This window comes from Caulobacter sp. GW821-FHT12F03 (assembly GCF_058806855.1).
This window is the reverse complement of the sequence record NZ_JBXAQC010000007.1, coordinates 187,363-208,325: the sequence shown is the minus strand read 5'-3', so window position 1 is coordinate 208,325 and position 20,963 is coordinate 187,363. Positions and strand designations below refer to the sequence as shown.

The following is a 20,963-nucleotide window of genomic DNA, read 5'->3' as shown; positions in this document are numbered from 1 at the left end:
CGCATGGCAGAGCATGAAAATGACGCTCCGCACCGCGTCCACAATCCCTTCGACGCTCCGGCGCCGAAGAACGGTGGCGGCTTTATGGTTGGTCTTGCGCTGGCGCTCGCGCTGAACGCAGGCCTCATCTTCTGGGTGGCGCAATCCAAGTTCGCCATCAAGGAGAAGCCGTTCGAGGATGAGAAGCTGGACACCCAGCTGATCAAGCCGCCGCCCCCGCCGCCGCCGCCGCCGCCGCCTCCTCCGCCGACGGAGAAGCCGCCGCCCCCGGCCAAGCTGCAGCCGCGTCCGCCGGCCGTCGTGCCGCCGGATATCGCGCCGCCGCCGCCGCTGCAGGTGCCGCCGGTCGAGAAGAAGGATCGCGTCGAGACCACGGCTCCGCCCGTGATCGCGCCGCCGTCTCCTCCGACTCCGCCGCGGCCGTCGATCATCAGCAATCCGGACTGGTCGCGTAAGCCCAGCTCGGACGACCTGAACCGCTTCTATCCGGACCGGGCCCAGCGCCTGGAACGGGAAGGCCGGGCGACGATCGTCTGCAAGGTGAAGGCGAACGGCACGCTTGAGGCCTGCGAGGTGGTTTCGGAAGATCCGCCGGACATGGGCTTCGGGGACGCCACGCTGAAGGCTTCTCGTCTGTTCAAGATGAAGCCCCAGACGCGTGACGGCTCGCCGGTCGATGGCGCTACGGTTCGCATTCCGCTCGTGTGGAAGCTGCCGCAGTAGTCTTCGGTCCCTGGACCAGATGCGAACGCCCCGGAGGGAAACCTCCGGGGCGTTTTGCTTTGCGGGGCAGGAGAAACGGGGACAGGTTAAGCTGTCCCTCGGGACTGCTTAACCTGTCCCCGTCGTGACCGCTGAACGCGGGGACAGCGCAAGCAGTCCCCTCATGCCAGCCCCTTCTCCTTCAGCCAGGACTCCAGCCGCGCGTTGACGGCCTCGGGCGCTTCCTGCTGCACCCAGTGCGAGACGCCGGGCAGGCGCTGCAGGGTGAAGTCCTTCACATAGGGGCCGTAGCCTTCGGTCAGCTCGATGCCGAGGGCGGTGTCCTCCTCGCCCCAGATCATCAGGGTCGGGATGTCGATCACCGGGGCCTTGCCCGGCGCCCACTTCTTCATGCCGTTGCGCGCGCCGGCCCGGTACCAGTTGACCATGGCGGTGGCGGCGCCCGGCTTCAGGGCGTTCTGCCGGTAGTGGTCGAGGTCGGCTTCGGTGAAGCGGCTCTTGTCGACCGCCATGTCGCTGAAGGCCCGGCCGATGGCCCGCGCGCCGTTGGCGGTGAGCACCGCCTCCGGCAGCCACGGGATCTGGAAGAAGAACACGTACCAGGACTTCTTCCGCTGCGCGGCGTTGGTGCGGATGTCGGCCTGGAAGACCGCCGGGTGCGGCACGTTCATGATCACCAGGCCCTCAAGATCGCGGATCCGGTCCATGGCGAAGCACCAGGCGACGATCGCCCCCCAGTCGTGGGCGATCAGCAGCCGCCGCCTGGCCCCCAGGGCGTCGAACACAGCCCCGGCGTCGGCCATCAGATTCTCGAGGTCGTAGGCCTTCACCCCCTTCGGCCGGCTGGAATCGCCGTAGCCGCGCTGGTCGAAGGCCACCGCCCGCCAGCCCAGTTTCGCCAGCAGCGGTAACTGGTGCCGCCAGCTGTGCTTGCTCTCGGGAAAGCCGTGCAGGAACAGGGCGACGTTATCGCCTTCGCCGGCTTCATCGATGACGAAGGACAGGCCGTTGGCCTCAAGGGTGCGGGTTGTGATCTCGGTCATGCGCCGAGGTTGCGGTTCTCTCGCCTCCGACGCAAGCACCGCTCTTGATCGCGCGGCGCGGTGCGACTAAACCCCTCCCTTCGCGAAAGCGCGCCGCCTTAGCTCAGTTGGTTAGAGCGCCGGTTTGTGGAACCGGAGGTCCTCAGTTCAAGCCTGAGAGGCGGTACCATCGCGAAGGTTCACACCCTTCCAAACAATTGTTTGAGTCTGTAGCGTCGCCCGAACTCCGGGGAGACGACCATGATCGACAACCGCATTACGCGCCTGCTGGGCGTGCAGTATCCGATCGTGCAGGCCCCGATGGGATGGATCGCCCGGGCCCAGCTGGCCTCCGCGGTGTCCAACGCCGGGGGGCTCGGCATCATCGAAACCTCTTCCGGCCGCCTCGACGAGGTGCGCGAGGAGGTCAGGAAGATGCGCGGCCTGACCGACAAGCCGTTCGGGGTGAACATCGCCCAGGCTTTCGTGCGGGACCCCGACATCGTCAGCTTCGTCGTCGACCAGGGCGTCAAGTTCGTCACCACCTCGGCGGGCGATCCCAACAAGTACTGCGGTCCGCTGAAGGACGCCGGGCTGACGGTGTTCCATGTCGTCCCCTCGTTGTCGGCCGCGCTCAAGGCGCTGGCGGCCGGCGTCGACGGTCTGGTGGTCGAGGGCGGGGAGGGCGGCGGGTTCAAGAATCCGCGCGAGGTGGCCCTGATGGTCCTGCTGCCTCTGATCGCCAGCAAGACCGACAAGCCGATCATCGCCGCCGGCGGCATGCTCGACGGCCGCACCATGGCCGCGGCCTTCGCCCTCGGCGCCGAGGGCATCCAGATGGGCACCCGCATGGTCTCGGCGGCGGAGTCGCCGGTGCACCAGAACTGGAAGGACGCGATCGTCGAGGCGTCCGAGACCGACACCGTGTTCCTCAACCGCTTCGGCCCGGGGCCGGCCCTGCGCGCGCTGCGCACCGAGCGGACCAGCGAGATGGAGCGCAACCCGCCGGCCGACGGCCCCTTGCCGGTCATGGCCCGGGCGCTGGACCTCTATTTCGGCGGCGACATGGAAGCCTCGATCGCCCTCTCCGGCCAGGTCGCCGGCCGCATCGACAGCGTCCGTCCGGTGGCCGACATCATCGCCGACACGGTCCGGGAGTTCCACGAGGCCTGCGCCGAGCTCGGTGCGCTGTACGGCAAGGCCTGAGGGATCGGGGACATCCGCTTCGGTGCGTGTCCCCGTTGTTGCCGCTCACGACAACGCATGCCACCTTTCGCCACGAACCGGGACCGGCAGAGTCCCGGCCGGACGGGAACGGGAGATCGCCCATGGGGCAGGGCTGGAATCGCGCGCTGGGCGCGCTGTTGGCGGCAGGCGCGCTGGCGCTGGCGGGCTGTGGCGGCGGGGGATCGGCGGCCAAGCCGAACACCACCTACCAGGACAAGCTGATCCAGCAGCTGATCGACGCCAAGCCGGGCGACGTGATCACCATCCCCGCCGGCGTCTACGCCATTGACCGGGGGCTCAGCCTCGACGCCGACGGCGTGACGATCCGCGGCGCGGGCATGGACAAGACCATCCTCAGCTTCAAGGGACAGGCCGCCGGCGCCGAGGGGCTGCTGGTCAACGCCAGCAACTTCACCATCGAGGATCTGGCCATCGAGGACGCCAAGGGCGACGGCCTGAAGGTCAACGAGGGCGAGAACATCATCATCCGCCGCGTGCGGGCGGAATGGACGGGCGGGCCGAAGACCAGCAACGGCGCCTACGGCCTCTATCCGGTGCAGGTGCGCAACCTGCTGATCGAGGACAGCGTCGCCATCGGCGCGTCGGACGCCGGCATCTATGTCGGCCAGTCGAACAACGTCGTCGTCCGCCGCAACCGCGCGGAGTTCAACGTCGCCGGCATCGAGATCGAGAACACCCAGAACGCCGACGTCTATGACAACCTGGCGACCCGCAACACCGGCGGCATCCTGGTGTTCAACATGCCAAACCTGAAGGTGTCGGGCTTCGCCACGCGAATTTTCCGCAACCGTGTCGAGGGCAACAACACCGGCAACTTCGGCCGCAAGGGTTCGGCTGTGGCCTCGGTGCCCGCGGGCTCCGGCGTGGTGATCAACTCCAACGACCAGGTGGAGATTTTCGACAACGACATCGGCGGCAACAACACCGCCAACGTGATCATCTCCAGCTACTTCTCGACCGGCTACATGAACGCCAAGGGCGTGGCGCCGAACTTCGACCCCTGGCCGGAAAGCATCTTCATCCACGACAACCGCTTCACGGCCGGCGGGAACAAGCCGGACGGCCTGGACCTGCAGGCGCTGCGCGTGGCGATGTTCGGGGTGACCGGCAGCCTGCCGGACGTGCTGTGGGACGGCTATGTCGATGTGAAGAAGTTCAAGGGGGGCAAGGTTGATCCGGCGCTGGCCGTGTGCGTCGACAACGGCGCGGCCCAGACGCTGAACGCCGACGCCCCGCACAAGTACAAGTCGCCCGCCCTCGTCGGGGACGCCGTCCGCTGCCGCCTGACGCCGCTGCCGGTGATCACTGTCGCCGCCGCCGGGCCGATCCCGGCCGAGCGCAAGGTCCCGGCCCCCGGCAAACCGTGAAACGCGTCGTCCTTCTCCTCGCCGCGCTGGTCCTGACGGCCTGCGCGCCGCGGCCCCTGACGCCGCGCTTCATCGCCGACGGCATGCCCGAGACGCTGGCCGACTGGGGCATGGTCGGCGTGCGGGACGGCCGGCTGGCGCTGGCCGAGGGTGTTGAGCCGTACGAGCTGAACACGCCGCTGTTCAGCGACTATGCCGGCAAGCTGCGCACGGTCTGGATGCCGAAGGGGCAGCCCGCGACCTGGAAGCCCGACGCCGCGTTCGACTTCCCGGTCGGCACGGTCGTCACCAAGACCTTCTACTATCCGAAGGCCGCTGACGGCGCGGTCGCGCCGGGCGACAGCCTGCGGCTCGCCGACACCGGGGCGGGGCTCGACCTTTCCAGGGTGCGTCTCGTCGAAACCCGGGTGCTGGTGCGCCGCGCGAACGGCTGGGCGGCCTTTCCCTATGTCTGGAACGACGCCCAGACCGCGGCGACGCTGAAGCGGATCGGCCAGGCCATCCCGATGACCCTGACCCGGCCCGGGCGAAGCGACGGGTTCATCTATCAGGTCCCGAACGTCAACCAGTGCGCCGGTTGCCACGCGACCAACCACGCCGCGAAGGCGCTGCTGCCGATCGGGCTGAAATCACGGCATCTAGACCGCGAGGTGGTCCTGGCCGGCGCCCGGTTCAACCAGCTCGACCGGCTCGTGACGGTCGGTTACCTGAAGGGTCTCCCGCCGGCCGACGGTCGCGCGCGCGCGCCGGACTGGCGGGACGAGTCGGTTCCGCTCGAGCCCCGCGCCCGGGCCTGGCTCGACATCAATTGCGGCCATTGTCACAGCCCGAAGGGGCCGGCCGACACCTCCGGTCTCTATCTGGACGCGGCGTCGCCCGCCGGCGCGTCGCTCGGCCTGTGCAAGCCGCCGGTCGCGGCGGGGCAGGGGACAGGCGGTTTCAGCCACGACATCGACCCGGGCAAGCCGGACCAGTCGATCCTGATGTTCCGCACAGGCTCGACCGACCCCGGGGCGATGATGCCGGAACTGGGCCGGGCCCTGACCCATGACGAGGCCCTGGCCCTGCTGCGCCGCTGGATCGCCGCCATGCCGCCCGGCTGCCCCTGACCGGCATGGACAGCCATCGCACATGGCTGTCGATCCAGCATCTGCGGGGCTTCGCGGCGCTGTCGGTGGCGCTGTTCCATGCCTGCCAGTGGTCGCAGATCAACTTTGCCACCGGCCAGGCCGGCGTCGACGTGTTCTTCGTCATCAGCGGGTTCGTCATGTGGACCGCGACCAGCGGCGCGCCGGTCCGGCCGCTCGATTTCCTGAAGCGGCGTCTGGTCCGCGTCGCCCCGCTGTACTGGGTGATCACCCTGGCGCTGGCGGCCGGCGTGCTGTTGTTTCCGGCGCGGTTCCCCGACCTGGCGGTGACGCCCGGCCACATCCTGCTGTCGATGGCCTTCGTCCAGCACATGAATCCGTCGGGGCAGCCGTTTCCGCTGCTCGCGCCGGGCTGGACGCTGAACTATGAAGCGGTGTTCTACCTGGCCTTCGGGGCCCTGCTCTGGCTGCCGCCGGCGCGACGGATGTTCGCCCTGACGGTCGCCCTGCTGGTGCTGGCCCTGGCCGGGTTCGCCTGGCCGCCGGCCTACCAGATGCTGCTCAATCCGCTGTTCCTGGAGTTCCTCGCTGGGGTCTGGCTCGGCCGCATGGCCCAGCTCCAGCTGCTGCCGGACCGGTCGCTCGGCTGGCTGTTGTTCGGGGCGGGGATCGGGCTGTTCGTGACCATCCAGATGCTCAATATGGATTGGGACCTGTGGCGGCCGATGGTCTGGGGCGCGCCGGCGGCGATGCTGGTGGCCGGGGCGGTCAGCATCGAGGCCGACGGCGGCTGGAAGCCGGTCCCCGGCCTGCGCACCCTGGGCGACGCCTCCTACTCGATTTACCTGGTCCACACCCTGACCATCGGCGCCCTGGCCATGACCATCGGCGCCTGGAACCCGCCGGTGTTCATCCCCCTGGCGATGATCGTGGCGGTTGTCTCCGGCCTGATCTGCTGGCGTTTCCTTGAGCAACCGATGCTGAAAGCCCTGCGGCGACGGCTTGCCTGACGCAGGGTAGGCTCCGCATACTGCCTGCCAATACCGCGCGACAGACGCGGTTTGACTCGGGAGCTCGGGAAGATGAAGCGGATCAGCGCTCTGGCGGTGACGCTGGCGGCCATGGCCATGCTGGCCGGCTGCGGCAGGACGACGGCGGATATCGACGGCAAGCGCATCGCCGCCGCGGACAGCCACCCGGGCGAGTGGGTCACCCACGGCCGGACCTACGGCGAACAACGCTTCAGCCCGCTCGACAAGGTCAATGTGAACACGGTCGGCCAGCTCGGCCTGGCCTGGTCGTTCGACCTGCCGGAGAACCGCGGCGTCGAGGCGACCCCGCTGGTCGCCGACGGCGTGATGTACACCACCTCGTCCTGGTCGGTGGTCCGCGCCTTTGACGCGAAGACCGGCAAGCTCATCTGGGAATATGACCCGCAGGTGCCGCGCAAGACGGACGTGAAGGCCTGCTGCGACGCGGTCAACCGCGGCGTCGCCCTGTGGCAGGGCCGGGTCTATGTCGGCGCGCTCGACGGCCGGCTGATCTCGCTGGATGCGAAGACCGGCAAGGTCCAGTGGTCCGTGGTCACCGTCGACCAGACCAAGCCCTACACGATCACCGGCGCGCCGCGCGTCATCAAGGGCAAGGTGCTGATCGGCAACGGCGGCGCCGAACTCGGGGTGCGCGGCTATCTCTCGGCCTACGACGCCAAGGACGGCAAGCTGCTGTGGCGCTTCTACACGGTGCCCGGCGAGCAGGCGACGGACGGCGCGGCCTCCGACGACGCGATGAAGATCGCCCGCCCGACCTGGAACGGTGAGTTCTGGAAGGTCGGCGGCGGCGGCACGGTCTGGGATTCGATGGCCTACGACCCCGACCTCGACCTGCTGTACATCGGCGTCGGCAACGGCTCGCCGTGGAACCGCGACATCCGTTCGCCCGGCGGCGGCGACAACCTGTTCCTGTCCTCGATCGTGGCCCTCAAGCCGGACACCGGCAAGTACGTCTGGCACTACCAGACGACCCCGGGCGAGAGCTGGGACTACACGGCCACGCAGCACATCATCCTGGCCGACCTGACCATCGCCGGGAAGCCGGTGAAGGCGTTGATGCAGGCGCCGAAGAACGGCTTCTTCTACGTGCTCGACCGCACCAACGGAAAGCTGATCTCGGCGAAGAACTATGTGCCGCAGACCTGGGCGACCGGCGTCGATCCGGCTACCGGCCGTCCGGTCGAGACGCCCAACGCCCGCTATGGCTCCGGTCCGTCGCTGGCCATGCCCGGCCCGCTGGGCGGCCACAACTGGATGCCGATGGCCTTCAGCCCGAAGACCGGCCTGGTCTACATCCCGGCCCAGGAAATCCCGTTCCCCTACATGCAGCCCGGCGGCGCCAACGCCAACTTCCGCTATCAGCCGGGCGTCTGGAACATCGGCGTCGACAGCCTGATCGCCGCCATGCCGGACGACGCGGCGGGCATCAAGGCCATCCGCGCCAGCCTCAAGGGCCGCCTGATCGCCTGGGATCCGATCACCCAGACGGAAAAGTGGAGCGTTCCGCACAGCGGGCCGTGGAACGGCGGCCTTCTGGCCACGGCCGGCGGCCTGGTCTTCCAGGGCTCGGCCACGGGCGAGTTCGCGGCCTATGACGCGGCCACCGGCAAGAAGGTCTGGTCGTTCGACGCCCAGACCGGGATCGTCGCACCGCCCATGACCTACGAGATCGACGGCGAGCAGTATGTGGCCATCATGGCCGGCTGGGGCGGCGGCTTCGCCGTCTCGATCGGCGCCGGAGCCGACCCGCGCTCCGAAGGCGTGCGTCGCCTGCTGGTGTTCAAGGTCGGCGGCAAGGGCGTTCTGCCGCCCCGTCCGGTCTCGACCAAGGCCTTCCCGGCCTTGCCGCCGGTGACCGGCACGCCGACCCAGATCGCCGCCGGCAAGTCGACCTTCGCCAGCTACTGCTCCGTCTGTCACGGGGCCAGCGCGGTGTCGGACTTCTCGATCCCCGACCTGCGCTACTCGCCGGTGATCACCGACGCGGCGGCGTTCAAGGGCGTGGTCATCGACGGCGACCGGGAAGCCAACGGCATGGTCTCCTTCGGCCGCTACATCACGCCGGCCAAGGCCGAGGAAGTGCGCCAGTACATCCTCTCCCTGGCCACGGCCCAGAAGGCCCGCCTGGCCGCCGCTCCGGCCGGGAAGTAGGGGACGCATGATCGCTGCGGAGCCGCCGCCCACCGTCGACACCGTTGTTGTTGAGGCGGCCCGCCTTCCTCCGGCTCCGACCGACGCCGCCTTCTCGGTGGTCACGGTCGGGGCGGAGGCGATCGCCACCGCGCCGCGGGTCGACGAGGCCCTGACCCTCACGCCCGGCGTACAGCTGTTCCGGCGCACCTCCAGCGCCGCCGCCAATCCGACGACTCAGGGGATCACCGTCCGGGCCATCGCCGGCTCGGGAGCCGGCCGCGCGCTGGTCACGCTGGACGGCGTGCCGCAAGGCGACCCGTTCGGCGGCTGGGTGCTGTGGTCCGGCCTGCCCCCGGCCGACATCGAGGGCGCGCTGGTGGTTCGCGGCGCCGGGGCCGGGCCCTATGGCGCCGGCGCCCTGACCGGAACCATCCAGCTGGCCGAACGCACGCGCGTCTCCCCCCATGGCGACTACGAGTTCTGGGGCGGCGAACGCGGCGACGCCGGGGCGCAGGTCGCCCTGGCCGCCGGCGACCTGCTGGCCGTGGCGTCGACCCAGCGCACAGACGGCTGGATTCCCGTTCGCAAGGGCGCGGGCGCGGCGGACCAGCCGCTGGCCTACGAGGCCTCCAGCCTGGCCCTGCGCTACGCGCCGCAGATTGGAGCCGGTCATCTGGCGCTGCGTCTCGCCGGCTACCGGGAAGAGCGCCAGAGCGGTCTTGCCGGCGCGGCGTCGCGTTCGACGGGGGTGTCGGCCTCCGCGACCCTGACGGGCGCTTCGCCCGGCATCGGTAATGACTGGCGGCTGCAGGCCTGGGTCCGGCGCTCCGACTTCGAGAACAGCTCGGTGGCGATCGGCGCAGGCCGCGCCTTCACCACGCCCGCCAACGACCAGTTCGGCACGCCCGCGCTTGGCGCCGGGGTGAACGCGGCTCTTCGCCATACGACGCCGGACGGCGGCTGGGAGGTCGGCGCCGACGTCCGCTACGCCGACGGCGAGACCCGAGAGCATTTCCGCTTCCTCGGCGGGGCCTTCACCCGCGGCCGCGTCGCCGGCGGGGCGCAGTATGTGGCCGGCCTCTACGCCGAGAGCTGGCGCCAGTCGGGCGACTGGCTGCTGACCGGCGGCGTGCGCCTCGACCGCTGGGCCAGCATCAACGGCAAGCGGGATGAGCGCGACCTGGCCACCGGCCTGCCGACGCTGGCGCTGACGCCGCCGGACCAGGACGGCTGGCAGCCGACCGCCCGCGCCGCCATCCGCCGCGATCTGGACGCCGGCTATCTGCGCACGGCCGCCTACGCCGGCTTCCGGCCGCCGACGCTCAACGAGCTGCACCGGCCGTTCCGCGTCGGCAACGACGTGACCGAGGCCAACGCCGGCCTCGAACCCGAAAAGCTCTACGGCGTCGAAGTCGGCGTCGGCGGTGACGGCGCGGTGCGCTGGAACGCCACCCTGTTCGCCAATCGCCTCGAAGGCGCGGTGACCAATGTAACCATCGGCTTTGGTCCGGGGACCTTCCCGGTCGCGGGCTTCATTCCCGCCGGGGGCGTGCTGCGCCAGCGCCAGAACGCCGGTGATGTCGACGCCTTCGGCCTCGAGGCTGACGCAAGCGGCGACCTGACCCCGACTCTGGCCTGGACCCTGTCCGGCGCGTGGACCCGCGCCGAGGTCGACGGCGGAACGGCCGCGCCGCAGCTGACCGGCCTGCGCCCGGCCCAGACGCCGCGGCTCTCGGCCAGCGGGCAGGCCGTCTGGCGACCGGCGGACCGAGTCACGGCGCGCCTGACTGTCCGCTATGAGGGCGAGCGGTTCGAGGACGATCTCAACCAGCGGCGGCTGTCCCCGGCGCTGTCGGCGGACCTGCGGGCCGACTGGCGGGTCGCGCCGACCCTCGGCGTCTACGCCGCCATCGACAACCTCGCCGACGCCCGGGTCGAGACCGGACAGACGGCCGACGGAGTCGAGAGCTTCGACAGTCCGCGAACGGTCAGGGTGGGCCTGATCTGGCGGCCCTAGCCAATCTGTCGCGCCAGAAGTTCGAGGCTGGTCTCAAGGCACCGCAGGCGCACCTCGCTCCGGCCGACGTCGCCATAGACCTCGCGCCGGTGCAGGGTCGGCGCCCCATGTCGGGCGCAGGCAAAATGCACCAGGCCGGGCTGGCCTTCACACCCTTCGGGGCTTTCCGCGTAGCCTGTGATCGCCACGACCACATCAGCGTGCGAGCGGGCGAGCGCACCTTCAGCCATCGCGCGGGCCACGGCTTCTGACACCGCGCCCTCCCGCTCAAGCAAGGCAGGGCGAACGCCCAGCGCCTCGGCCTTGGCCTCGTCGGTATAAACGACGAAGCCTCGCTCGAACGCGTGAGAGCATCCCGGAATATCCGTCAGGAGGGAGGCGAGTAGCCCGCCTGTGCAGCTTTCCGCCGTCGCCAGCTTCAACTGCGCCGAGCAGGCCGCTTTCAGCACAGACAGAGCCAGACGATCGATCCGGTCCGGCAGTGACGGCGCCAGGGTTTCGACGGCGGCCACGGCCTACATCACCGCCGGGCCGCCGGGGCGGGAGAGCTTGCGCATCAGTTCGACCTTCCGCGCCGCAAGCCGGGCTCCGAGAACCTCCATGTCCATGTCGGTTCGCAGGCAGGCGGAGAAGAACGCCTGTTCCTCTTCGGCGGCATGGCGCAGGAAGACCTGCTGCAGCATGCGGACGCGAGCGTCGAACAGCGGCTCGCCGACCTGCATCCGCTCAATCTCCGAGATCAAATTCCTTGCGGCGGCATGTTCGCCGACGGCGTCCTCAACCAGCGACTCCTGGGTCGACGTCAGGGCCGCGCGTCCGGCGGGATAGAAGATCTCCTCTTCAACCTGGGTGTGAACCCGTATCGCGAGACAGAGCTTCCCGGCCAACTGGGCCTTCCGCGTCAGGCTGTCCGTGTTCCCGTAGTCGGCGAACCACGCGGCGATGTCCCGGTGATCGGTCTCAAGCAACCGGATGGCGTCCGGCCTGGACGTTCCGTCAGGAAGGGAGGCGGCAAGCTTGCCTTTCCGGGACTCGGGCATGGCCATGGCGACTACTCCAGCGGACCTGTGCTGGATCAATTCTCGGGGCCGCTCGAGGGTTCCTGACCGCAACCCTTGACGTGACGCCCGCGGATCGTTGTTTGGGGCCATGACGACGGGAACGGGCGCGAGCGTGACGGTGGCGGGGGCGGGGGCGCTCGGGCTGTGCATCGCGCTTGAGCTGGCGCGCGCGGGCCGTCGCGTCACGGTCTGCGACCCGGCGCCCGTGGGCGACAACGCCTCGGGCGTGGCCGCCGGGATGCTGGCCCCGGTGTTCGAGTCCCTCCTCGATCCACAGGGCGACGACGAATTGACCTTCCTTCGCGCGGCGCGGGACCTCTGGCCGACGTTCGCGGCAACGCCCATCGACCGGTCCGGCGCGGTCTATCGGGGCGAGCGGACGGACGCGATCCGCGCCCGGCTCGACACGCTCGGCGTGGACTGGCGGGACACGGCGGACGGACCGCTGACGACGGAAGACTGGCGGCTCGACGCCGGCGCAACGATGACCCGGCTCTATGTCCTGTGTGAGCAGGCAGGCGTCCGTTTCGACGCACGCGCCGTCAGCGAGGGCGAGGCCGGGCTGACGGTGCTGGCCACCGGCTCCGGCGGCGCGGGCCTGGCCCCGGAGCTTGCCCGCCTGACGCCGATCAAGGGCCATATCCTGCGGCTGGCGGGCGGACCGGCCGAGGGGCCGGTGGTGCGCGGCGACGGCGTCTATCTCTGTCCGGACCCCGCCGGCGCCCTGCTCGGCGCGACGATGGAGGCCGGGGTCGACGACCGCCGCATCGATCCGGAGCAGGTCGCGGGTCTGCGGGCGCGCGGCGCGCGTCTGTATCCGGGTCTGGAGGGCCTGCGCGCCCGGGCCGATGTCGGCGTTCGCGCGGGCACGCCGGACGGGCTGCCGATGGTCGGCTGGAGCGCCCGTCCCGGGACGCTGCTGGCCGTCGGGGCGCGACGCAACGGCTGGCTGCTGGCCCCGCTTGTCGCCCGAACCATCGCGGCCTATGTCGCGGGCGACGATCCCGGACCCTACGCCGCGCGGCTCGACCCGCGCCGGTTCGACACCATCAGAGAGGGCGCATGAGCAGCTTCTGGCCGACCGAAGAACAGCAGGCCATCCGCGAGGCGGTGGGCCGGATCTGCGCCGACTTCGACGACGAATACTGGCGTCGCACGGACGAGACCGGCGAGTTCCCGGAAGCGTTCGCCCGGGCGATGGCCGACGGCGGCTGGCTGGGCATCGCCATGCCGGAGGAATACGGCGGCGCGGGCCTGGGTCTGACCGAGGCGGCCCATGTCATGCAGACCGTGACCCAGTCCGGGGCGGGCTTCACCGGCGCCAGCGCCATCCACCTGAACATCTTCGGCCTGATGCCGGTGGTGAAGTTCGGCACGGCCGAGCAGAAGGCCCGCCACCTGCCGCGCATCATCGCCGGCGAGGACAAGGCCTGCTTCGCGGTGACCGAGCCCAACTCCGGCCTCGACACGGCCAATCTGGAGACCCGCGCCGAGAAGACCGGCGACGGCTACGTCATCAATGGCCGGAAGATCTGGACCACGATGGCGCAGCGCGCCAACAAGATCCTGATCATCGCCCGCACGACGCCCAAGGATCAGACGGCGAAGCCGATGCAGGGGCTTTCCCTGTTCTACACCGACTTTGACCGGACGAAGATCGACGCCAGGCCGATCCCGAAGATGGGTCGCAAGGCCGTCGAATGTAACATGCTCTTCATCGAGGACCTGCGGGTCCCGGCCGAGGACCTGATCGGCGAGGAAGGCAAGGGCTTCCAGTACCTGATCAGCGGCCTGAACCCCGAGCGGGTGCTGTTCGGCGCCGAGGCCGTCGGCCTGGGCCGCGCGGCCCTGGCCAAGGCGGCGACCTACGCCAACGAGCGCGTCGTCTTCGGCCGTCCGATCGGCCAGAACCAGGGCGTCCAGCATCCGCTGGCCAAGGCCTGGGTCGAGCTGGAGGCCGCCGACCTGCTGGCCTTCAAGGCCGCCGCCCTCTACGACGCCGGCCGCGACTGCGGGGCCGAGGCCAACGGCGCCAAATACCTCGGCGCCGAGGCCGGCTTCCGCGCCTGCGAGGCCTCGCTGTTGGCCCACGGCGGCATGGGCTACGCCAAGGAGTATGACGTCGAGCGCTACTTCCGCGAATCGATGATCGCCCGCATCGCTCCAGTGAGCCGCGAGATGATCCTCAACTTCGTCGCCGAGAAGGTGCTGGGGCTGCCGAAGAGCTACTGACCCGGGGCCATGTACCGAAGGTCCGTGTCCCCTGCCGCTGCAAGGTGAGGGGGACACGCACTGAGGTGCATGTCCCCGCTCAGCCTACTCCGGCAGGTCGAAGCGCACCGGAATCTTGACCACCGCGCCGTCCTGGGCGCGGCCGTCGACCATCTGCGGCTTCATGCGGAAGTAGGGGGCCAGCTTGAGCGCCGCCTTGCCGAAGGCGAAGTCTGACGGATCCTCGCTGATCACCTGGCAGCCGCCGACCGTGCCGTTGGCGGCGACGATGCAGGCCAGGGTGGCCTTGCCCGCCACGCCCATGCGCTGGGCCCGTTCGGGGAACACCCGGGCCATCTGGTCGGCGCTCGGCTTGCGGACCCAGTCGGGGTGGCTGACGACCGGCGGATCGGTGACGGCGAGCCCGGTCGTGTTGGTCAGCGGGCCGGGGTCTAGGGTTGTGATCGGTCCGACGACCGTTTCGTTGCCGGACGAGGGGGTGGCCGGCAGCGTGGTCACCGTCGTGGGAATGTCGGCGATCGGGTCGTGGATGTTGACCGCCGTCTGCGGGTGGGGCTCGATCGGCTTGACCGCGTTGACGATCGGCTTGGGCGGATCGTGCGGCAGGGTGATGATCGGCGCTGCGCGGTCGGGTTCAGGCTCGTAGATCGGCTGGATCACGTCGAAGGCGGCCAGGGCGAGGTAGACGCCGATGGCGGCGTGCACCGCGACGGACAGGCCGATGGCCATGGTGGTCCCGGTGGACAGTCGCCGACGGCGCTCCGTCCCGGGTTGAATGGGGAGCAGCTGTTGAGCGACCATGGCGACCCTCCCTGGGTCTTGTTGTGGTTGACGCAGCGTCACCCCGATCCTCTGAACCGGCAATGAATTTCGCCGCCGCCCCCGCAAAATCAACGAACGTTCGTTTGTTCGGGCCAGACGATGCGGACCGGCCGGTAACCATGGTTAACCGCCAATTAACCATGAAGGTTCACGACTCCCGACATGGCGGTCCAGGGAATCAGGGGAGTCGTTGAAGCGGCAATCCAGCGCGCGTCGCAGGCGACGGGCGTCGATTTCTCGTTCCTGATGCGCACGGCCAATCGCGAGAGCGGCTACAACCCCGCCGCCAAGGCGTCCACCTCGTCGGCGGCCGGTCTGTTCCAGTTTACCGAGCAGACGTGGCTGGCGACCCTCAAGGCGCACGGCGCCAAGTACGGCTACGCCCGCTACGCGGACCTGATCAGCCGGGGTAGCGACGGCCGCTATCGCGTGGCCGGCGACGATGCCCGCAAGGCGGTGATGAACCTGCGCTTCGACCCGCACGCCGCGTCCCTGATGGTCGGCGAGATGACCACCGACAACGCCGCCTACCTGGCCGGCCGGATCGGCCGTCAGCCGTCGGCCGGAGAGCTGTACGCGGCCCACTTCCTCGGGCCCCAGGGTTCGGCGCGCCTGATCACCGCGACCCGGACCACGCCCGGCGCGCCCGCCGCCGCCCTGTTTCCGGACGCCGCGGCGGCCAACCGCTCGATCTTCTATCGCGATGGACGCGCCCTGACGGTGGCCGACGTCTACAACAACCTGACGCGCACAGCCGGCGACGCCGGCGCCGCGCCCGCGGTCCAGCCCGACCAGGGCTTCCTGCAGTATGCCGGCGCCCGCCGGTCCGACCAGGCCTCGCGGGAGCAGGAGGCGCTGGTCGAGTTCATCCTGCGCGGCTCCCAGGGCGTCGACCGTCCTGGCGGCGGCGGCGGGGGCTCCGGCCGCTCGCTCGGCTCGTCGCTGCTGACGGCCGAGATGCTCCGCGTCCTGTCCGACGCGAGCAAGGACCGCTAGGCCACGGCCTTGCTGTCGCGCAGCGCGACGATCTCGTCGGCCGAATAGCCCAGCTCCGCCAGCACCGCGTCGGTATGCTGCCCCAGCGAGGGCGGGCCGGACTTCGGCGTGTCGTCATAGCCCTCGAACCGCGCCGGCGAGGCGGGCGAGCGGAAACTGCCCCCCTTGCCGTCCGGCGTGTCGACGAAGCAGCCGGCGGCCTCGGCCTGCGGGTCGCGCGTCAGCTCGCCGGGGGTCTGATAGGGCGCCCAGGTGATGTCGTACGCATCCAGTCGGGCGGCCATGTCCTCGTAGCTGAAGGCGGCGAAGGCGGCGTCGAGGATCTCGACGAGCGCGGGGCCGTTCTCGCGGCGCGCGCGGCTCGAGGCGAACAGCGGGTTCTCGACCAGGTCCGGCCGGCCCACGGCGGCGGCGATCTGCGGCCAGTCCTTGCCGCCGGTCCGCACCAGCAGGCAGATCCAGCGGCCGTCGCCGGTCCTGAAGAAGTTGGCCAGCGGCTGCACCGCCTGGGCCCGCGGCCGCGTCGAGGCCAGCTTCCCGAAGCGCAGCTGGATCGCCATGTCCGAGCCGATCGAATAGACGCCCGTGCGCAGCAGCGAGGTCTCGACCAGGCGACCCTTGCCGGTCGAGTGCCGCTCGTGCACCGCCGCCAGGATGGCGGCCACGGTGCTCAGCGAGGTGATGTGGTCGCCCATGGCCGTGCGAATGGGGAAGGGATCGACGCCCTTGGGCGCGGTGATCGCGCCGACGCCGGCACGCGACCAGAAGGCGGCCACGTCCATGCCGGCGCGGTCCGCGTCCTCACCGCGCAGGCCGTAGCCGGTCAGGCTGCAGTAGATCAGCGCCGGATGCTCGGCATGCAGCGTATCGAAGTCGAGCCCGGCCCGCTTCAGCGAGCCGGGGCGCACGTTGGTCAGGAAGATGTCGGCCGTCGCGACCAGCCGGATCGCCGCCTCGCGCCCGGCGGGGGTCGAGATGTCCAGCACCACGCCGCGCTTGCCGCGATTGTCGAGCTCGAACACCGGATTGCCGTGCTCGTCGCCGGACAGGCCGTCGAAGAAGTTGCGCATCGGATCGCCGGCCGGGGCCTCGATCTTGATCACCTCCGCGCCCCAGTCGGCGAGGATGCCGCCGGCCCCGGGGGCGGCGATGTAGCTCGCCAGTTCGACGACTCTCAGGCCCTTCAGCAACCGCTCATCCTCCCGCTTGGTCTTGTTTTGCGGGCATCATGAAGGGCGCGGCGGGGCCGGGGAAGACTCACGCCACGGAACGCACCGGACGAATCTCGGGCTGGCGGACCTTCGCGGCGGCGTCGGCCACGGCGCGGGCGACCCCCGCGACGGTGACCGGCTTGCGAAGGACGGTGTCGCAGCCGGCGTCGAGGCACGCGCGCGCCTCGTCGGCGTCGCCGCCGATGACGGCGATGACCGGAACCTGGGCGATGGCGGAGGGCAGGGCGCGGATGGCGGCGGCGGTGGCCGGACCGTCCATCTGCGGCATGCGGCCATCCAGCATCAACAGGTCGAAGTCGGCCAGCTGCGCCAGCTCCAGCGCCCGGCGGCCGTTGTTGGCCCCGACCACCTGGTGGCCCAGCTGTTCGAGAATGGCGCGCAGCATGGCGGCGTTGAGGGCGTCGTCCTCGGCTACCAACACCCGCAGCGGCCGGCCGGCGTAGGCGGGCGCGGCCGGCGCGCTGAAGGCCTCGCCGTCCTCGCCGCGCGCGATGGCGGTCTCGCTCCAGGGCAGTTCCAGGGTGAAGCAGCTGCCGACGCCCAGCGCGCTTTGGCCGGCCAGGGCCCCGCCCATAAGGCCCGCCAGCTGTCTGGCCAGCGACAGGCCGAGGCCCGCGCCCGGAATCCCGGCGCCGGTCCGCTCGACGCGGCGGAACGGCTCATAGGCCTGCTCCAGCTCCTCGGGCGAAAGGCCCGGGCCGGTGTCGGCGATGGCGATGGCGATCAGGTCCCCGCGGCGCTCGATGCGGGCCTCGATGCGGCCGCGGACGGTGTACTTCACCGCGTTGCCGATCAGGTTCGCCAGCACCTGGCGGGTGCGCGTCAGGTCGCCGACGACGGCGCCCATCCGGGCCAGCTCCAGGTCGGGCTCGACATGCAGCGCCAGCTCCACGCCCTTGGCGGCCGCGTGCGGACGGTTGAGCAGCACCAGGTCGCGCGTCAGGCGGACGGGGTCGAAGGGTTCGTGCTCCAGCGCCAGCCGGCCGGCCTCTGCGGTTTCCGAATCCAGTGTCGCGTTGAGCACCGAGACCAAGTCCTGGGCGGCGTCCAGCGCGGCGACCAGCTGCTCGCGCGAGGGCGCCGCGCGCCCGCCCTGGCCGACGGCGGCCGCCAGCACATGGGTGACGCCGGTCAGGCCGTTGCGGATCTCGTGGCTGAGGGTCGAGACGATGTCGGACTTCGAGCGGGCCAGCCGCTCGGCCTTCTCCAGCGAGGTCGCCCGTTCGCTGATCAGGGCCTCGCGCTCGGCGGCCATGGCGAACTGGCCGCGCAGCAGGCGGTTGAGGATCAGGCACAGGGCCATGGTCAGGGCCAGGGCGCCCCAGGCCAGCACACCCTCGGCCTGGCTGTCCTGGTGGCGGAACAAGCCGATCAGCGGGGCGGCGGCGGCGGCCGGGCCGATGATCAGCAGGCCGGCCAGCGACGGGGCGGTGAAGAAGAAGCAGGCGACGGCCCCGGCGACGGACACCATCAGCAGCGCCTCGCGCGCCGGTCCCGCGCCCTCGGCGAAGGCGGCGATCTGGGCGCAGGCCCCCGACCACAGCAGGCCGCCGAGGATATGCACGCGGGCGCGGCGGGCGACATCGTGGCTCTCATCGGTCCGCAGCCAGTTCACCACGGCGTAGAACACGCCCCAGTTCACCGCGAAGACGGCGAAGCTGGCGGCCATCCAGACGCTGTTGGGCGCGAAGCTGCCGGCCCAGACGTAGATCGGCAGGCTGACCCCGAACAGCGCCAGCGCATAGGGCAGAAGCCCCCGCTGCGCTTCGAGCGACTGAAGGGTGACGGAGTCTCCGCCGCGGCTGGCGCGGTCGGTCAGGTCAGGCGATGCGGCCACCGAAGGTCCCTCGTTCAGGCGCGCGAACCATAATCCCGGGACCTTTGCGGCCAGTGAAGGGAGACAGTTAATCTGCGGTCAGTCTTCGTTAAGTTTAACAACTCATGATCAAACCAGCGTCGATGACGCCGGGTGGGATTCGAGATGGGCACGACACGCGCAGCACTGACGGATGTGGATCTCCGCACCCTCCTCAAGGGCGCGACGGCCGATGAGCGGGCGGTGGCCGCGCACAAGCTGTGCCGCACCATCGATCGCGGGCCGCTGACCGACGAGGAGCGTGAAGCCGCGGCCGACATCCTCCGGGTGATGGCCGCCGACGCCGCGGAGCTGGTCCGCCGCGCCCTGGCCGTGACGCTGAAGGCGTCGGATGTCATTCCGCACGACGTGGCGCTGAAGCTGGCGCGGGACGTCGAGTCGATCTCCCTGCCGATGCTGAACTTCTCGCCGGTGTTCACCGACGACGACCTGGCCGAGATCGTCCGGCTCGGCGGTCCGGTGCGCCAGGTGGCGATCGCCAAGCGCCCGCGCCTTTCGGAAAAGGTCACCGGCGCGATCGTCGAGTACGGCGCGGAGGCGGCCGTCGAAACCGCCGTGGCCAACGACAACGCCGCCTTCTCCGAACGCATCCTGCAGAAGGCCCTCGACCGGTTCGAGAAGTCGGAGCAGGTGCTGGCCGCGGTCGCCTACCGCAACGCCCTGCCGCTTTCCGTGACCGAACGCCTGATCACCATGGTCGGCGACCAGGTCCGCGACCATCTGCTGAACCATCACGGCGTCTCGGCCGAGATGGCCCTGACCATCGCCACGGGCGCCACCGAGCGGGCGACCGTCGATCTCGTCGACCAGGCCGGCCGCGCCGCCGACCCCAAGGCTTTCGCCGCGCACCTGAACAAGGTCCAGCGGCTGACCGCCTCGCTGCTGCTGCGGTCGCTGGCCCATGGCCACATGACCTTCTTCGAGTGCGCCATCGCCGAACTGGCGGGCGTGCCGCATCACCGCACCTGGCTGATGATTCACGACGCGGGACCGCTCGGTCTGCGCGCCATCTACGATAGGGCCGGCCTGCCGGCGCGGCTGTTCGCCGCGTTTCGCGCCGGCGTCGACACCTTCCATTCGATGGAATTCGACGGCGGCCTGCGCGACCGCGAACGCTTCCAGGAGCGTATGCTGCAACGGTTCCTGACCCAGCCGCAGGGCGCCGCCCGCGACGACGTCGACTATCTGATCGACAAGATGGACCGCATCTCCCGCGAGGCCCGCCGGACCGTTGACGTGGCGTGAGGCTTGCCGAACGGGTGTTTGAGGCGCGATCCTTCGCCTCATGACCGAAGCCGTAGCGATCCGCCCCGCCGCCACCATTCTGCTCGTCCGCGACGACCCGACCTTCGAGGTCCTGATGGTCAAGCGGCACCACCAGATCGATTTCGCCTCGGGCGCCCTGGTGTTTCCGGGCGGCAAGACCCACGCCGGCGATCATGACGAGGCCTGGGCCGATCACGTCACGGGCTGGGACGCCACTCCGCCCGAGAAGCGGCCGCTGCGCATCGCCGCCATCCGCGAAGCCTATGAGGAAGCGGCGATCATCATCGCCAATGACGCCCACGGCCGGCCGTTCCGCGGCGATGACCGCGCCGGCGCGGCTCGCGAGTCGGTGTCGAAGGACGAACGTCCATTCCTCGACCTGATCCGCGAACTCGACGTGAAGCTCGACCTGCCGGCCCTGACCACCTTCGCCCGCTGGATCACGCCGGACATGATGCCCAAGCGGTTCGACACCTGGTTCTACCTTGTGCGGGCGACCGGGGAGCAACTGGCGGTCTGCGACGGCTACGAGACCGTCGACGCCGAATGGGTCCCGCCGGCGCGGGCGCTGGAGCTTGAAAAGGCCGGCGAACGGACGATCATCTTCCCGACCCGCATGAACCTGCAGCTGCTGGCCGAGGCGAAGAGCGCCCAGGACGCCATCGACCGCGCCAACGCCCGCACCCTGGTGCCGGTGCTGCCGGTGGTCGAGCGGCGCGAGACCGGCGCGGTGCTGGTGATCCCGCCCGACGCCGGCTACGGCGCCGTGGTGGAGCCGATGAGCAACATCCGGGCCTGACCGGAACAGGCCCGTGCGGCGTCCGTTCC

Annotated in this window: 18 protein-coding genes and 1 tRNA gene; 13 read left to right on the top strand and 6 right to left on the bottom strand. The window is 70.2% G+C overall.

Going from position 1 to position 20,963, the window contains the following annotated elements:
- Nucleotides 1-3 precede the first annotated feature (3 nt).
- Complete coding sequence (locus tag AC1RN0_RS16305) at nt 4-723, top strand: energy transducer TonB (RefSeq protein ID WP_492788512.1); 720 nt, start codon at nt 4-6, stop codon at nt 721-723.
- 161 nt (nt 724-884) lie between these two features.
- Here AC1RN0_RS16305 and AC1RN0_RS16300 read toward each other — a convergent pair whose 3' ends face one another.
- A complete protein-coding gene (locus tag AC1RN0_RS16300; protein WP_492788511.1) occupies nt 885-1,766 on the bottom strand; it encodes an alpha/beta fold hydrolase in 882 nt (293 codons plus the stop codon).
- Between the two features lie 92 nt (nt 1,767-1,858).
- Between AC1RN0_RS16300 and AC1RN0_RS16295 the strand changes: the two genes are divergently transcribed.
- From AC1RN0_RS16295 to AC1RN0_RS16265, 7 genes are all read left to right on the top strand, one after another.
- Nucleotides 1,859-1,935 (top strand) — tRNA-His (locus AC1RN0_RS16295).
- A 71-nt stretch (nt 1,936-2,006) separates the two neighbouring features.
- The gene (locus tag AC1RN0_RS16290; protein WP_492788510.1) at nt 2,007-2,951 is read left to right on the top strand and encodes an NAD(P)H-dependent flavin oxidoreductase; all 945 of its coding nucleotides are present in this window, start codon (nt 2,007-2,009) and stop codon (nt 2,949-2,951) included.
- A gap of 122 nt (nt 2,952-3,073) precedes the next feature.
- The gene (locus AC1RN0_RS16285; RefSeq protein ID WP_492788509.1) at nt 3,074-4,360 is read left to right on the top strand and encodes a parallel beta-helix domain-containing protein; all 1,287 of its coding nucleotides are present in this window, start codon (nt 3,074-3,076) and stop codon (nt 4,358-4,360) included.
- A complete protein-coding gene (locus AC1RN0_RS16280) occupies nt 4,357-5,469 on the top strand; it encodes an SO2930 family diheme c-type cytochrome (RefSeq protein WP_492788508.1) in 1,113 nt (370 codons plus the stop codon). Before AC1RN0_RS16285 ends, AC1RN0_RS16280 begins: the two co-directional genes overlap by 4 nt.
- 5 nt (nt 5,470-5,474) lie before the next feature.
- Entirely contained in the window at nt 5,475-6,458 is a 984-nt protein-coding gene (locus AC1RN0_RS16275; protein ID WP_492788507.1) for an acyltransferase family protein, read from the top strand.
- 72 nt (nt 6,459-6,530) lie between these two features.
- Nucleotides 6,531-8,651 (top strand): PQQ-dependent dehydrogenase, methanol/ethanol family, encoded by a 2,121-nt coding sequence (locus tag AC1RN0_RS16270; RefSeq protein ID WP_492788506.1) that lies wholly within the window; start codon nt 6,531-6,533, stop codon nt 8,649-8,651.
- A gap of 7 nt (nt 8,652-8,658) precedes the next feature.
- Nucleotides 8,659-10,650, top strand: a complete 1,992-nt coding sequence (locus AC1RN0_RS16265; protein WP_492788505.1) for a TonB-dependent receptor — start codon at nt 8,659-8,661, stop codon at nt 10,648-10,650.
- Here the strand turns inward: AC1RN0_RS16265 and AC1RN0_RS16260 are convergent.
- Both AC1RN0_RS16260 and AC1RN0_RS16255 read right to left on the bottom strand, forming a co-directional pair.
- A complete protein-coding gene (locus tag AC1RN0_RS16260) occupies nt 10,647-11,162 on the bottom strand; it encodes a CinA family protein (RefSeq protein WP_492788504.1) in 516 nt (171 codons plus the stop codon). The genes AC1RN0_RS16265 and AC1RN0_RS16260 overlap by 4 nt on opposite strands.
- A gap of 3 nt (nt 11,163-11,165) precedes the next feature.
- Nucleotides 11,166-11,696, bottom strand: coding sequence for a hemerythrin domain-containing protein (locus AC1RN0_RS16255; RefSeq protein ID WP_492788503.1), 531 nt, complete (start codon nt 11,694-11,696; stop codon nt 11,166-11,168).
- A gap of 103 nt (nt 11,697-11,799) precedes the next feature.
- Here AC1RN0_RS16255 and AC1RN0_RS16250 point away from each other — a divergent pair, with 103 nt between their 5' ends.
- Nucleotides 11,800-12,777 carry an NAD(P)/FAD-dependent oxidoreductase gene (locus tag AC1RN0_RS16250; protein ID WP_492788502.1) on the top strand — a complete coding sequence of 326 codons (978 nt, stop codon included), beginning with the start codon at nt 11,800-11,802 and terminating at the stop codon, nt 12,775-12,777.
- Nucleotides 12,774-13,943 (top strand): acyl-CoA dehydrogenase family protein, encoded by a 1,170-nt coding sequence (locus tag AC1RN0_RS16245; protein ID WP_492788501.1) that lies wholly within the window; start codon nt 12,774-12,776, stop codon nt 13,941-13,943. Before AC1RN0_RS16250 ends, AC1RN0_RS16245 begins: the two co-directional genes overlap by 4 nt.
- 84 nt (nt 13,944-14,027) lie before the next feature.
- Here AC1RN0_RS16245 and AC1RN0_RS16240 read toward each other — a convergent pair whose 3' ends face one another.
- Nucleotides 14,028-14,744 carry an energy transducer TonB gene (locus AC1RN0_RS16240; RefSeq protein ID WP_492788500.1) on the bottom strand — a complete coding sequence of 239 codons (717 nt, stop codon included), beginning with the start codon at nt 14,742-14,744 and terminating at the stop codon, nt 14,028-14,030.
- A 183-nt stretch (nt 14,745-14,927) separates the two neighbouring features.
- On the opposite strand from AC1RN0_RS16240, the gene AC1RN0_RS16235 reads away from it, so the two are divergent.
- Nucleotides 14,928-15,761: a transglycosylase SLT domain-containing protein gene (locus AC1RN0_RS16235; protein ID WP_492788499.1), complete on the top strand. Its 834-nt coding sequence runs from the start codon at nt 14,928-14,930 to the stop codon at nt 15,759-15,761.
- On the opposite strand, the gene AC1RN0_RS16230 is transcribed toward AC1RN0_RS16235, so the two are convergent.
- Together AC1RN0_RS16230 and AC1RN0_RS16225 are read right to left on the bottom strand one after the other, a co-directional pair.
- Nucleotides 15,758-16,951: a CaiB/BaiF CoA transferase family protein gene (locus AC1RN0_RS16230; protein WP_492788498.1), complete on the bottom strand. Its 1,194-nt coding sequence runs from the start codon at nt 16,949-16,951 to the stop codon at nt 15,758-15,760. The genes AC1RN0_RS16235 and AC1RN0_RS16230 overlap by 4 nt on opposite strands.
- Before the next feature lie 67 nt (nt 16,952-17,018).
- Complete coding sequence (locus AC1RN0_RS16225; RefSeq protein WP_492788497.1) at nt 17,019-18,830, bottom strand: hybrid sensor histidine kinase/response regulator; 1,812 nt, start codon at nt 18,828-18,830, stop codon at nt 17,019-17,021.
- A 144-nt stretch (nt 18,831-18,974) separates the two neighbouring features.
- Here AC1RN0_RS16225 and spbR point away from each other — a divergent pair, with 144 nt between their 5' ends.
- Both spbR and AC1RN0_RS16215 read left to right on the top strand, forming a co-directional pair.
- Nucleotides 18,975-20,114, top strand: a complete 1,140-nt coding sequence (gene spbR, locus AC1RN0_RS16220; RefSeq protein WP_492788496.1) for a pole-localized protein SpbR — start codon at nt 18,975-18,977, stop codon at nt 20,112-20,114.
- Nucleotides 20,115-20,154: 40 nt separating this feature from the next.
- A complete protein-coding gene (locus AC1RN0_RS16215) occupies nt 20,155-20,934 on the top strand; it encodes an NUDIX hydrolase (RefSeq protein ID WP_492788495.1) in 780 nt (259 codons plus the stop codon).
- The last annotated feature ends 29 nt before the right edge of the window (nt 20,935-20,963 follow it).